This window comes from Oceanospirillum sanctuarii (genome assembly GCF_002150805.1).
Classification (GTDB): domain Bacteria; phylum Pseudomonadota; class Gammaproteobacteria; order Pseudomonadales; family Halomonadaceae; genus Oceanospirillum; species Oceanospirillum sanctuarii.
On sequence record NZ_MTBA01000004.1, the window covers coordinates 834,231 to 847,604 of the forward strand.

11 protein-coding genes are annotated in these 13,374 nt (G+C 49.4%); 5 read left to right on the forward strand and 6 right to left on the reverse strand.

Annotated features, from left to right (window positions below):
• Positions 1 to 179 precede the first annotated feature (179 nt).
• Entirely contained in the window at positions 180 to 1,103 is a 924-nt protein-coding gene (locus BV405_RS10810) for a hypothetical protein (RefSeq protein ID WP_140054560.1), read from the reverse strand.
• 47 nt (positions 1,104 to 1,150) lie between these two features.
• Between BV405_RS10810 and cysC the strand changes: the two genes are divergently transcribed.
• On the forward strand, positions 1,151 to 1,759 hold the full coding sequence (gene cysC, locus BV405_RS10815; protein WP_086480854.1) for an adenylyl-sulfate kinase: 609 nt from the start codon (positions 1,151 to 1,153) through the stop codon (positions 1,757 to 1,759).
• On the opposite strand, the gene BV405_RS10820 is transcribed toward cysC, so the two are convergent.
• The 4 genes from BV405_RS10820 to BV405_RS10835 all read right to left on the reverse strand — a co-directional run bounded on the left by BV405_RS10820 (position 1,754) and on the right by BV405_RS10835 (position 6,502).
• Positions 1,754 to 2,908 (reverse strand): acyl-CoA dehydrogenase family protein, encoded by a 1,155-nt coding sequence (locus tag BV405_RS10820; RefSeq protein ID WP_086480855.1) that lies wholly within the window; start codon positions 2,906 to 2,908, stop codon positions 1,754 to 1,756. The two genes, cysC and BV405_RS10820, sit on opposite strands and share 6 nt — an antisense overlap.
• A gap of 55 nt (positions 2,909 to 2,963) precedes the next feature.
• On the reverse strand, positions 2,964 to 3,725 hold the full coding sequence (locus BV405_RS10825) for a 3-hydroxyacyl-CoA dehydrogenase (RefSeq protein ID WP_086480856.1): 762 nt from the start codon (positions 3,723 to 3,725) through the stop codon (positions 2,964 to 2,966).
• A gap of 154 nt (positions 3,726 to 3,879) precedes the next feature.
• Positions 3,880 to 5,571, reverse strand: coding sequence for an AMP-binding protein (locus BV405_RS10830; RefSeq protein WP_245832295.1), 1,692 nt, complete (start codon positions 5,569 to 5,571; stop codon positions 3,880 to 3,882).
• A 361-nt stretch (positions 5,572 to 5,932) separates the two neighbouring features.
• On the reverse strand, positions 5,933 to 6,502 hold the full coding sequence (locus BV405_RS10835; RefSeq protein WP_086480858.1) for a TetR/AcrR family transcriptional regulator: 570 nt from the start codon (positions 6,500 to 6,502) through the stop codon (positions 5,933 to 5,935).
• A gap of 264 nt (positions 6,503 to 6,766) precedes the next feature.
• Between BV405_RS10835 and BV405_RS10845 the strand changes: the two genes are divergently transcribed.
• Positions 6,767 to 7,948, forward strand: a complete 1,182-nt coding sequence (locus BV405_RS10845) for a thiolase family protein (RefSeq protein ID WP_086480860.1) — start codon at positions 6,767 to 6,769, stop codon at positions 7,946 to 7,948.
• 119 nt (positions 7,949 to 8,067) lie between these two features.
• Here BV405_RS10845 and BV405_RS10850 read toward each other — a convergent pair whose 3' ends face one another.
• Positions 8,068 to 10,002 carry a methyl-accepting chemotaxis protein gene (locus BV405_RS10850; RefSeq protein ID WP_086480861.1) on the reverse strand — a complete coding sequence of 645 codons (1,935 nt, stop codon included), beginning with the start codon at positions 10,000 to 10,002 and terminating at the stop codon, positions 8,068 to 8,070.
• 386 nt (positions 10,003 to 10,388) lie between these two features.
• Between BV405_RS10850 and BV405_RS10855 the strand changes: the two genes are divergently transcribed.
• The 3 genes from BV405_RS10855 (at position 10,389) to BV405_RS10865 (ending at position 13,345) form a co-directional block, all read left to right on the forward strand.
• On the forward strand, positions 10,389 to 10,997 hold the full coding sequence (locus BV405_RS10855) for a hypothetical protein (protein WP_086480862.1): 609 nt from the start codon (positions 10,389 to 10,391) through the stop codon (positions 10,995 to 10,997).
• 82 nt (positions 10,998 to 11,079) lie between these two features.
• Positions 11,080 to 11,817 carry an oxygen-binding di-iron domain-containing protein gene (locus BV405_RS10860; protein WP_086480863.1) on the forward strand — a complete coding sequence of 246 codons (738 nt, stop codon included), beginning with the start codon at positions 11,080 to 11,082 and terminating at the stop codon, positions 11,815 to 11,817.
• 331 nt (positions 11,818 to 12,148) lie between these two features.
• Positions 12,149 to 13,345, forward strand: coding sequence for an amino acid aminotransferase (locus BV405_RS10865; RefSeq protein ID WP_086480864.1), 1,197 nt, complete (start codon positions 12,149 to 12,151; stop codon positions 13,343 to 13,345).
• Positions 13,346 to 13,374: the final 29 nt, after the last annotated feature.

Below are 13,374 nucleotides of genomic sequence, written 5' to 3' on the forward strand. Positions count from 1 at the left end.
TTTCTTTGGCCTTATAGATACAATCATCATGCCAAAAGAAAAAAAACCTTTAAAAACATACAGATAAGAAGATCAACAAAAACCAAAAAATTTAAAAAAGACAAAAAGGAAGATCATTGCCGCTTTTTTCGCAGGCGAAAAAAAACCGCCCGCAGGCGGTTTAGCTATACGCTATAAAATTAAGGGATATCAAAAAATGCATTCAATCCACTTTCTGTTTTATGGCGTGCAACCAAGGTAAACAGCTTGTCCGTTTCTATCAATTTCGCGCGCCCTTTATAGCGTTCTTCACTTTGCTGTGAGTTCAAAACCATTGTGTATTTGTTCAGACTACCATTATTAGTGACCGCAGGAATTCTTGGGTTGGACTTTACCCAATCAAAAATCTCCTGCTCTGGTCGATGGTGATCACTATATTTTGTTTTTAGGTTCTGTGCTTCTGGTAACTGGTAACGTGATAAGGTTGCATTCTGCTTATCCATAACAATGTTGGGTAAGCCATATTGACTGATGCAGCCCGATATAAAATCAGCAATGCCGGATATGTCAAAGAAACTAAAAAACTCGCTATCCAAGCGCTCAATAACAGCCTTGGCAGATTGGGCTTCCTCAGAAGAGAGGAACGGAGAGTAATAATCTGATGTATTCTCTTCAGAGAACAAATAATCCTCAAATTCAGACAAGACGGGTTGTCTTGCCTGCCGCATGCAGTCGTACTGATAATAGGATAAAGCCCTATCAAACGGCTCTCTGAAAACGGAAACCCTTTTGATCTCAGAGCCCAGGCAGTTATAGTGGTTACCTGCATTATGTGAAGAGATGAAAAAGCGATTTAGGAAGTCACCATAATCGTTCAGCAAGGCCCGCCAATCTCTGTCTTCATCACAACGAGCAATTAATGTACGAGGGAATGCTTTTGCCTCAATCGATAATCTCATACAGATCGTAATCGCTGAGTGGATACTCATTCCTCCACACTTTTTGATATGGTGAAATAAATACTTCTCGTCCTGACGGGTAACGGGCTGCACATAAGAGGGAATGAACTGAGCAGAATATCCGTTAGCGGTAAGTATCTGATTGATCTGTCCAATAAGATCCATAAGTTTTCTCCAAAATTTTGCAAACCATAACACACTGGGTAATACCTATGAAAAGCAACAATGTCCTGACCCGACACCTAAGCTCAATCCAAGGGCACCAGCACGCTTCACTAAAAAAACAAAAGCCTTGTGTTTTATGGTTCACGGGGCTCAGTGCCAGCGGGAAATCCTCAATTGCGAACCAACTTCAGAGCATGCTGCATGAGATGGAATTCCATACCTATCTCTTAGATGGCGACAATGTCAGACTTGGTCTCAACGCTGATCTTGGATTTAGCGCTGCGGACAGAAAGGAGAATATCCGAAGAGTCTCGGAAGTTGCTGCCCTCTTTGTTGATGCAGGGATTATTACACTCTGTACTTTTATATCCCCTTTTGAAAAGGACAGAAATGAAGCAAAACGTATTATAGGTAATGATTACTATATCGAGATATTTATAGATGCGGACTTGGATATCTGTGAGCAACGTGATCCGAAAGGAATCTACAAAAAAGCAAGGTCAGGAGTAATCAGAGACTTCACGGGCATTGACTCACCATATGAAGTCCCTGCTATGCCAGATATTCACGTAAAAACTGCCCTTAACAGTATTAACGAATGCGCAGATCAGATACTTGAATACCTTGTTCGATACGATAGGCTAGAGGCACTATAAACCTTTCAAAATCTCCCGGGCAATAATAACCCTCTGAATCTCGCTGGTACCTTCATAAATTGAAGTAACACGGGCATCCCTCGCGAAACGCTCCAGCGGATACTCTTTGACGTAGCCATTCCCCCCCATCAGCTGTAGTGCGCTGTAGCAGGCAGTATTGGCTTTTTCCGTGGCGAAAAGCTTGGCCATGGAGGCTTCTTTAGCAAAAGGTAGTCCCTGTTCTTTTTTCCAGGCTGCACTCATCAGCAGAAGACGTGCTGCCTCAAGTTCGGTGTAATGATCAGCCATCATCCACTGCAACCCCTGGAAACTCGCCAGTGGCTTACCGAACTGCTCACGCTCTTTGGTATAACGTGCTGCATAATCCATTGCCGCACTACCAATACCCAGCGCCAGCGATCCGATACCGATACGACCGCCTGCAAGCTCGGCCACCGCGATACGGAAACCATCATTCAGTTTGCCTATGATCGCTGAATCAGGAACACGACAGTTATCAAACAGAACTTCATTGGTGGCAGAGGCCTTCTGCCCCATCTTATCTTCTGCCTTACTGATCTTAACGCCCGGGTTATCGGCATCTACTAAGAAACAGGTGATACCTTTACCCTTAGGTGCGTCTTTATCAGTAACCGCCCAAACCACAAAAACACCTGCGTATTCGGCGCTGCTGATCCACTGCTTAGCACCGTTAATCACCCAGTCATCACCCTCTTTAACAGCACTGGTACGCATGCCGGATGGGTCAGAACCGGCATTGGCCTCACTCAGGCAGAAACTACCTGCCGGAAACTCACCGCTGCAGATTTTGGGGATATATTTCTGACGCTGCTCTTCGTTACCCACAACCTGAATCACTTCAGCTACCATATTGGTGACTGACATGGTGACGGCAGTGGAAGCACAAGCACGGGCAATCTCAGTCATCGCAACACTGAAAGCCACAACACCTGCTTCGGAACCACCGTACTCAGCTTTGACGTTGAGCCCCATAAAGCCCAACTCAGCCAGCTTATTCAGATTAGAAAGCAGGATTTCACGGTTACCGGTTTTATCCAGCTCCGCTGCAACCGGTTCCAATTCAGTCTCGGCAAACTTGCGAGCCATATCCTGAATCATCTGCTGCTCTTCGGTTAATGCCATCTGCATAGCGCTACCTCATTCTTTTAATCAATAGCTCATCATTCACAATCGCTTGATTGGCTTACGCCATGCGGATTGCACCATCCAGACGGATCACTTCGCCGTTGAGCATCGTGTTCTCAATAATATGGCAGGCCATTGCCGCAAATTCCGCAGGCTTACCCAGACGCTTAGGGAATGGAACAGAGTTGCCCAGCGCTTCGACTGCTTCTTCCGGGATATCGCTCATCATCGGCGTTTCAAAAACACCCGGAGCCAGCGTCATCACACGGATACCGTGACGGGAAAGCTCACGGGCCAGTGGCAACGCCATACCGGCAACGCCCGCTTTAGAAGAAGAGTAAGACGCCTGACCGATCTGACCATCAAAGGCAGCAATCGATGCCGTGTTGATAATGATGCCGCGCTCGTTATCCGCCATAGGTTCATTTTTCGCCATCGCCTGGGCTGCCAGACGGTTGACATTGAAAGTGCCCACCAGGTTGATATTTACACCCTTGGCAAAGAGTTCCAGCGAGGCAGGATTCAGGTCACGATCCAGCAGTTTCTGAACCACAACAATACCGGCACAGTGAACAACACCGTGCAGGCCACCATAGGATTCAACCGCCAGATTAACGGCGCTCTGTACATCTTCTTCCGAGGTGATATCAGTACCAATAAAGCTTGCACGCTCGCCCAGCTCAGCCGCCAGATCAATACCGGCTTTATTGATATCCGCCAGAACAACATTCGCACCCTGCTCGATAAGACGTCGGGTTGTCGCTTCACCAAGGCCTGATGCCGCACCAGTTACCAGAAATGTTTTGCCTGAAATTTGCATCTTGATATCTCTCTGTGTCGTCTTACCGGACTCTTATCAGTCTGTGGTCCGGCGCTGTTTATTTATGGATAAAGTTAAAGCTCTGACAGGAAAAAGAACGCCGGATCAGATCCGGCGCTCTTCCCTGATAATGACTTCTTCCGGAAAGCAAGGCTTAAGCTGAAACTGCCTCATCCTCGGCTTGTTTCCGCAAAATAAAACGCTGAATTTTGCCGCTTGGTGTTTTAGGCAGCTCATCAACAAATTCGATTTCCCGTGGGAAGGCGTGAGTCGACAGGCGTTCACGAACCAGATTCTGGATATCCTGAACCAGTTCATCTGATGCTTCATGACCATCACGCAGTACAACGTAAGACTTGATGATATGGCCACGCTTGGCATCCGGTTTACCTACCGCAGCACTCTCTGCAACCGCATCGTGCTCCAGCACTGTACCCTCCACATCTGCAGGGCCTACGCGGTAACCTGCCGTGGTGATAATGTCATCGTCACGGCCACTGAACTGGTAACAACCATCACGGTTCTCAAACACCATATCGCCGGTCAGGTAATACTTACCGTGGAAAGGTTTCTTCTCCTGCCAGGTATAACCCTGGAAGAAGAACGCCGGAGAGTTTTCCATATCAACCGCAAACTGACCTTCCTCGCCTGGACTGACTTCATTGTAGTCAGCATCCAGTGCCACCACGCGGTAACCCGGCAGGGCATAACCCATAGCACCGATGTGAACATTGTGCTCCAGTGAATGGTGGTTACAGCAGGTCATACCGGTTTCTGTCTGACCGTAGTGATCCATGACCGGACAGCCCAGTACATCACTGACCCAGTTCACAACCTCAGGGCTCAGTGGCTCACCTGCCGAGCTGGCACGGCGCAGTGCCAATTTGGGCTCCATCTCTTTGTGCGCATCACTGGCCATCATCATGCGATAAGCCGTTGGCGCTGCCGCAAGATTAGTAATCTGATACTTCTCCAGCATCTCGTAGGTGTTTTCAGTAGTGAAACCCGCTTCATTAAAGTGAGTCGCCACCCCCATACACAGAGGACCTGTGATCGCATAGTAAAGACCGTAAGCCCAGCCCGGATCTGCTACGTTCCAGTACTTATCATCCTGCTCCAGGCCAATGGCATACTTCATATAGATGTAGAAGCCCAACAGCGCCTTCAGCGGAACCGCAACACCTTTGGATTTACCCACAGTGCCGGAGGTGAACATCTGCAGGAAAGGCTGCTCTGCATCCAGAATAACCGGTTCAAACTGATCGCTCTGTGCTTCCAGTACACTGGCAAAGTGCAGGTCACCTTTTGCTCCGGCTTCGGAGGCATGATCACAAACCTGAACAACCGGCGGCAGGCCTTTAACCTGATCAAACTTATGACGGTTAGCCGCATCAGTAACCACAACCTTGGCATCGCACTGACTGATACGGTATTCGATCGCCTCATAACCAAAGGCAGTAAACAGCGGCTGATACACAGCGCCGATACGCCAGGTACCCAGAACAACAACCATCAGATCAGCAGTACGTGGCAGCATGCAGGAGATACGATCGCCAGCTTTCACGCCCTGAGAAGACAGGAAGTTTGCAAACTGCGCCGACTTTGCCTGCAGCTCAGCCCAGGTATGCTTTGAACTGGTGCCGTCGGCTGCTTCACAGAAAAGACCGACTTCATCGCCGCGGCCCGCTTCAACCTGCTTATCGCAGCATTCCACACAGGCGTTAAAACCTGTTTTAAGGCTACCGGTGAACTGAGCTTCCACCTGATCCATAGAGAAATCAGCCATAAAAGCCGCGTAGTGCTGCTTTTCAGCAGAGGAACTTGTCATAGGGTTTATTGTTGTCATGAGGATCTCCGAATATCCAACGCCTGATTATTTTTATTCGTGGCTGGCGGCCGGCTCTTACAGACATAAACAGTTTACGTAAACGTCATCCAGTCGCTCCAAAAAAAGCGCTCTACAGATAACTAGCAAGCGCTCGGTTTTTACAACAATTTAGCGATCCTTTACCGGACACGCAAGCCCCCGAAGTGCATTTTTCTACTCTTGGGCAGGCTCACTCAAGTCTCTATGTCGCTCATATCAGCCTCAATTTGCAGCAAGCTTTTGATCTGAAAACAAAAAAAGCCCGCCAAATAAAACATAAGGCGGGCTTTAATTGAGATTTCACTCTATAGATCAGAAAGAGGCTTATCCGACCTGATGATCAGCCAAGGCCGATCAGTTCCCCCAATGCCTGAGCCAGATCATCCGGCGTTTTCTCACCCTCAGCATCGTACCACTGCACCGTCCAGTTCAGCGCCCCCAGTGCAAAGCGGCGGATCAACGGCTGGTCGCCTTTGATCAGTCCTGCTGCGACACAGTCATCAATCACCTGCTGCCAGAGCTGTTCGTACTGATCACGCATATCGATCAACACATTCAGGGAATCGTCTGTCAGGCTTCGCCACTCATAAAGGGCAACCACGTGTGCATTTCTGTCGTTCAACAGGGTGCTCAGATGCGCTTTGGCCAGCGCTTTAAAACGCTCCTTGGGATCCGTCAGGCCCGTTAAGGCATGATCAGCAATCGCCATAGCGCTTTCCATACCATCCTGAATAACAGCGCAGAGAATCTCCTGCTTGTCGTTAAAGTGATGAAAGAGGCTACCGGACTTGATACCCATGGCATCAGCCAGCATACGAACCGTTGTCCGCTCGTAGCCTTGCTCACAGAACAGGCGAGCTGCGATAGCCACCAGTTCCTTGCGTCGTTTTGAATTATTAGTTAGAGTCATCTCAAATCTAGCGCTTGCTTGGTTTTTTGATTAATTGCCAACAAATTAACCACAATCCCCCCAAAGTGGTCAAATTTAAGAAGCAGATAATCTTGCTGCAGTGCGCATAAACACTGAGGTTCGGTGAAAAACTGCTCTTTTAGCCGGACGTTAACGCTTTTTTCAAAAAAGCCATCCACACTCATCGTTCGTGATCGAATCGCGGCACAATTCCAATTACTCCGCCTTCCGATCCGGATCCAATAACAAAAAAGGGTTTCAAGCATGAAAGAAGATGCAGTTGTAATCGTTTCCGGAGCACGTACTCCAATGGGCGGCATGATGGGCAGCCTGAGCACTCTGACCGCTCCTGAGCTGGGCGGCGTTGCCATTGCCGATGCGATCCGTCGCGCCAACCTGCAACCTGAAGATATTCAGGAAGTGATTATGGGCTGTGTTCTTCCGGCAAGCCTTGGGCAGGGGCCTGCTCGTCAGGCTATGATGAAAGCTGATATCCCGGTATCCACAGGCGCAACCACCATCAACAAGCTGTGTGGTTCCGGTATGAAAGCCGCCATGCTGGCTCACGACCTGATTAAAGCTGGCAGCAACGACATCATGGTTGCCGGTGGTATGGAAAGCATGAGTAATGCACCTTACCTGATGACTAAAGCCCGTAGCGGTATGCGTCTGGGTCACAGCGAAGTGAAAGACCACATGTTCCTGGATGGTCTGGAAGATGCCCGAACCGGCAAGCTGATGGGGGTTTTCGCTCAGGAGATCGCCGATGAGCGCGGCTACACCCGTGAAGCGATGGATGATTTTGCTATTGGTTCTCTGAAAAAGGCGATGGCTGCCATCGATAACGGCAAACTGAAAGCGGAAACCGTGGCGGTTACCGTTTCCAGCCGTAAAGGCGATGTGGTTGTTGCTGATGACGAGCAACCGCACAATGCGAATCTGGATAAAATCCCGACTCTGCGCCCGGCGTTCAAAAAAGACGGCACCGTAACCGCAGCAAACTCCAGCTCCATCTCTGATGGTGCATCTGCTTTGGTACTGATGCGTGAGTCAGAAGCTGAAAAACGCGGCCTGAAGCCTATGGCACGCTTTGTTGCCCACGCGACCAATTCCCGTGAGCCATCGGAATTTACTTTGGCGCCAATCGGCTCTATCGAGAAAGTGCTGGCTAAAGCAGGCTGGTCTATCGACGATGTGGATCTGTTCGAGATCAACGAAGCTTTTGCTGTCGTGACCATGCTGGCGATTGATGGCCTGAATATTCCGGCAGAGAAGGTCAACATCTACGGCGGTGCCTGCGCACAGGGTCACCCGATTGGCTCCACCGGCTCCCGTATTCTGGTAACTCTAATGCACGCGCTGCAACAGGAAGGAAAGAAACGCGGTATCGCTTCTCTGTGTATCGGTGGCGGTGAAGCTACTGCAGTAGCCGTTGAGTTACTGTAAGCCTTTTAGTAACTCTATCCTTTTAGTGTCTCTATATAGAAACTAAAAGCATCAAAAAAGCCGTCCAGCTTAAGCTGTGACGGCTTTTTTTGATCAATGGTTATCAGCTATTTAATGTGTTAAACCTTAAACCGGTCTACTTTCTGCCCCAGTTCATTCACCAGAGCTTCCAGCTCACGACTTGTTGTTGCCGCCTGATCAACGACTTCAAAGGTCATACGGGCTTCAGCCACAATCTGTTCCAGCGCCTGGGTCATGCTTTGGGCACGGGATGACTGATCTGAAGTCATGCTGGTGATCTCTTCAAACATACGATGCAGGTTATCCACCGAGCTACTGACATTAGCCAGACGTTCATCGGACTGACGCATCCCATCAATACTGTTACGGGCTACTTCACTGGCATCGTTAATCGCTTTAACCGCCTGCTTGGTTCCCAACTGCAGCTGATCAATCTGCTGCTCAATATCTTCAGTGGATTGCTGCGTCTTACTCGCCAGCATACGCACTTCATCAGCCACCACAGCAAAACCACGACCGCTCTCACCGGCTCGGGCTGCTTCAATAGCCGCATTCAGTGCCAGCAAATTGGTCTGTTCTGCAATGGACTTGATCATATCCAGCACATCACCGATCTGATCACTCTGGGTCGCAAGGCTGTTGATCACCTCGGCAGTTTTCTCAACATCCGTTACCAGTGCTTCGATGTCGTGACGCACACGACGGGAGATCATCGAGCTTTGGTTTGTCTCTTCACGGATCTGATCAACATTCCTCAGGGTTTCAGCAACACTCTCACTCTCTTCTGCCACACTTTCCGCAATATACGCTACGGAATCGGAAGCCTCGGAGGCTGCACCCTGCTGACGCTCTGTCGCCTCAGATGCCTGCAATGTGCCCTGATGCATAGTGCCCACCACTTCCGTGGTATGACGGGACAGCTGCTGCACATCATTGATAATCACCTGAATCGCTTCGACAAAGTGATTCACCTTCTCCGCCATATCGGTAATTTCATCGCTGCCTTTCACCTTAATACGCTGGGTCAGATCGCCTTCTCCGGCAGACAGGTCTTCCAGTGCATCCGTCAGCACATTCACACGGCGCAACAGGCGAACCGACAGCACAACCACCAGAACCACCACCAGCACGAGAGCACTGATAACAGAAACCACTGTCATCTGGGCGACAAGTTCATCTGATGAGTTCTCGATACTCTTGCCGATGCTTTCACGGGCGGCATCATTATTTTCATGAATCCCATCCAGACGCTTCTGCAACTCAGCAACGGATTCTGCACCACCAGCATCAATACTGGCTTTAACCGAACTGATACTTTGCTCAATCAGCGAGTTAAAACCGGTTTCCATTTTGCGGGTGCTTTCAATGACCGCATCCCGACTGACCCCCAAAACCAGACGGCCAATCACAGCACCATTCGGATTAATAGGCTGTTCGATAACAATCAGGCGCTCATGCTTTTTCGCAGCATCGATCACCTTGTCCAGAGAGTTATCGCCGGAGCCGGTTTTCATCAGCTCTTTAACCAGATCGCTTTTCCGGTTCAGATAACGGGTCAGGCGCTTACCGTAACCATCATAAAAACCCGCAAATACAACATGTTCACTGTCGTGAGCCATCTTTACATATTGGGTTAACAGAGGCGTATCACGATCCCAAACCGCCTGAGGAGCAACGGCCGCCAACAGCACCGCCATATTGCGGGATGTCTCCATCAGGGAGCTTTCCAGCAGAGCTACCGTGGCGTCTTTTTCCTGCTCAAGCTGAGCACGCAACTTAGTAGACAGGTCATCGGAAACACTCTGAGTCATCCGGCTGATCTGTGCCTGAACGCCATTACTGGCAGCCTGAAGTTCGTCAGAGACTTTTCCGTTTTCAATACTCAGACGACTCCGGATATCAGAGATAAGATTTTGGCCACCAGAAGTGGTCAGAAAGATAGTCAGCAGGGTTTGAATACCTGCCAGAAAGACAATAGCGATAATTACCGGGCGAAGTAATCGGCTATTCAGTGCAAATGACTGCTTCGACATAACAGTACCTAAATTCTTTTAGTAACTTGTGGTTACCTACCCTTCGGCAACATCATCATGCCTTAGGTATATTTATTATTTTTCCGGGCTTCAGATCCATAAAGCCTCAGACCTTGGGCAAAAGAATAATACTTTCGTCGCACAATAAAAACCGATTTATTACGCTTTTTTCAATCAAAAACCGCACCATTTTGCTGCAAAATCCGATTAAAACACGCTATTTTCGTGCAAAGCGGAAAAATCTAATTTTTGTACGTTTCCTGCCGATTATTACCTTCTGCTTTACGTGGCTATTCCCGTCAGCAAATGGTTGTCATCTTCCGACGGGCTAACCATAATTAGCTTAGTTTAAATATTCCTTTAATTGCCTGTCCGTGGTGTTTGCAATGCATTCCAGAAGCAAGAACAGTGCACACTTTTTTATTAACGCAGCGACCGTAGCTGCGGAGCTGAGTGAAGTTCTCACTGAAGCGAAAAATATCTCCCTGGAAGCCATGAATGCGAAAGCACTGGTGGCCCGGGCGGGCGATAACGTTCGTACCTTCAAGCCGATCACAGACTTTATGGTTGAACTGGCCAATGACACCATCTGGCTGGTAAAAGAGATCAACCGTGAAGCTCTGGTGCTTTCCCGGACGTCGCTGAACGAACTGCACAGCTCTGACGCCAATGCTCGCTTTGCAACCGCTCAGCAAAAAGCATCTGCCGCGCCTCATGTGGAAACCCTCGATCCCATCGCGAAAGAAGCCTACAACGAGCATCACCAGCAATCGGTTCAGCTAAGACGCCACATGCGTAAGCTGTTTGAACTGCTGGATGAGATCGAATCCCGCATGCTGGCTGCAAACGTGGTAACCGCGACATCCCGACTGGAAGCCGCTACTGCTGCCGACAGCTATCAGGCAAGCCTTGAAGGGATCGTGATTAAGCTGGAAAAAGCTGCCAACCGTATCAAACATATTGCAACCAAGTGCCGACATTCTCTGGAGCGGTGATCTGAAGATCACCCTCTGTACCTAATTTTCGTTGTCATCCGTCTGTACAGGGACGCCAACAGGAACCAAACCGGACTTAATTATGAAAGTTGTAAAACTCCATGAAGGTCGCAGCCACGAATGGCTGGTTTTCGGACGAGATGAAGAGCGTCCCAGCAAGATCATCGATACTAACCAGTACATGATCAAGACGACAAATCACGCCATCATGCTCGATCCGGGCGGCATTGAGCTGTTCTCCGCCATGCTGGCTGCTGTGGTTCACCATGTGCCGGTTAATCAGATTACTCATCTGTTTGCCTCGCATCAGGATCCGGACATCATCTCATCGCTGGGTCTGTGGGATAAAACCCTGCCCCACGCGGAACTGCACGCTCCCTGGCTGTGGGAAGGCTTCCTGCGCCATTTCGGCTGCAACAGCATCCGCTACAACCCGCTGCCTGATGAAGGTAAGAGCATTCGTCTGGATGACATCGAGATTCAGTTTATTCCGGCGCACTACATGCACTCTTCCGGTAACTTCAGCGTTTACGATCCTCAGGCAAAAATTCTGATGAGTGGTGATATCGGTGCTGCTCTGCTGCCGGATGGCGCACCTCTGTTTGTTGAAGATTTTGATGCCCACGTTGAAAAGATGCGTCTTTTCCACCAACGCTGGATGCCATCAAACCGCGCGAAGAAGGACTGGGTACGCCGTGTACGCCAGCTGGATATCGAGTATATGGCACCTCAGCACGGCGCTATCTTTAAAGGCCGAGATGTGCAGCGCTTCCTGGACTGGCTGGATGAGCTGGAAGTCGGCACAGGTATCGGCCACTAATTCAGGTCGATAGCAGCCATAACAAAGCCCGGTGAGAAACAGAAAAATCATCGGGCTTTTTCTTTTCCGAAAATATTTTCCACTATAAATCCCCTGCTCGTAACTTTTTCCATACACCTGAAAAGCGCTAACTCTGCATATTCAGACCCGTTTCCCCTGCCGTAAAAATATCCTTACACAACCCTGCCTCTTTCCGGCCTAAAGTGCCTTAACCTGCCGGTAAACCCCGCCTGAAAAGGCGTTACTATCAGTAGGTTATAACGGGCTACTTTCACAACGGTCCCGCCAAAAACAATAACTTTGAAACTGTTTTACTGCTTTGGAGCCATCCATGTTTGAGAATGTAAAAGCGATTCCCGGAGATGCCCTACTGGCCCTCATGATGGAATTCAAACAAGATCCTACGCCAACCAAAATTGATCTGGGTGTCGGTGTTTACAAAGACGACGCTGGTCTGACTCCTATTCTTCCGGTGGTAAAAAAAGCAGAAAGCCTGATTCTGGAAAATGAACAGAGTAAAGGTTATATCGGCCCTGCGGGTGCGCCGGAACTGGCACCTCTGCTGCAAGGTCTGATGCTGGGTGAGAACCACCCTCTGATTACTGAAAAACGCATCGCAACCACTCAGACTCCGGGCGGAACCGGTGCTTTGCGCGTTGCCGGTGATCTGGTTAATGCTCTGAATCCGGAAGCAAAAATCTGGGTAAGCGACCCGACCTGGTCTAACCACTTCCACGTTTTTGCAGGTGCCGGTGTCGAAGTACGCACTTACCCCTACTACGATGCACAACAGAATGCTCTGGCCTTTGACAACATGCTGGATGCGATTCGCCAGATGCCTGCCGGTGATGTGATTCTGTTGCACGCAAGCTGCCACAACCCAACCGGTATCGATCCGACTCTGGAGCAGTGGAAGCAGATCAGCGAGGTTGTGTCAGAGCGAGGACTGCTGCCACTGATCGATTGCGCCTATCAGGGTTTTGGTGACGGTCTGGAAGAAGATGTTCAGGGTCTGAAGCTGATTCTGGAGAAATGCCCGGAAGCACTGATCACAACATCCTGTTCTAAAAACTTCGGCCTATACAACGAGCGTATCGGTGCATTAAGCATCGTTGCGGCTCAGGCTGAGCATTGCAGTAATGTGTTCTCTCAGGCTTGTAACTGCATCCGTGCGAATTACTCCAACCCACCAGCTCACGGTGCGGCTATCGTCACTACAATTCTGGCTGATACCACACTGCGCCAGCAGTGGGAAACCGAACTGGCGGAGATGCGTACCCGTATTCACCGCATGCGTACCGAGCTGGTAAAAAATCTGGACGCTCTGTCTTCGGAGCGTGATTTCAGTTTTATCACGGCGCAGAAAGGTATGTTCTCTTACTCAGGTCTGAGCAAAAGCGAAGTGAAATATCTGAAAGAGAAATACGCGATCTACGCCGTTGATTCCGGCCGTATCAATATCGCTGGTATCAATGACAGCAATCTGGAGCGTCTAAGTCAGGCGATCTCCGAAGCGATCAGCCGTTAATCACTCTGATCCGCTTCGACGAAAAAGGG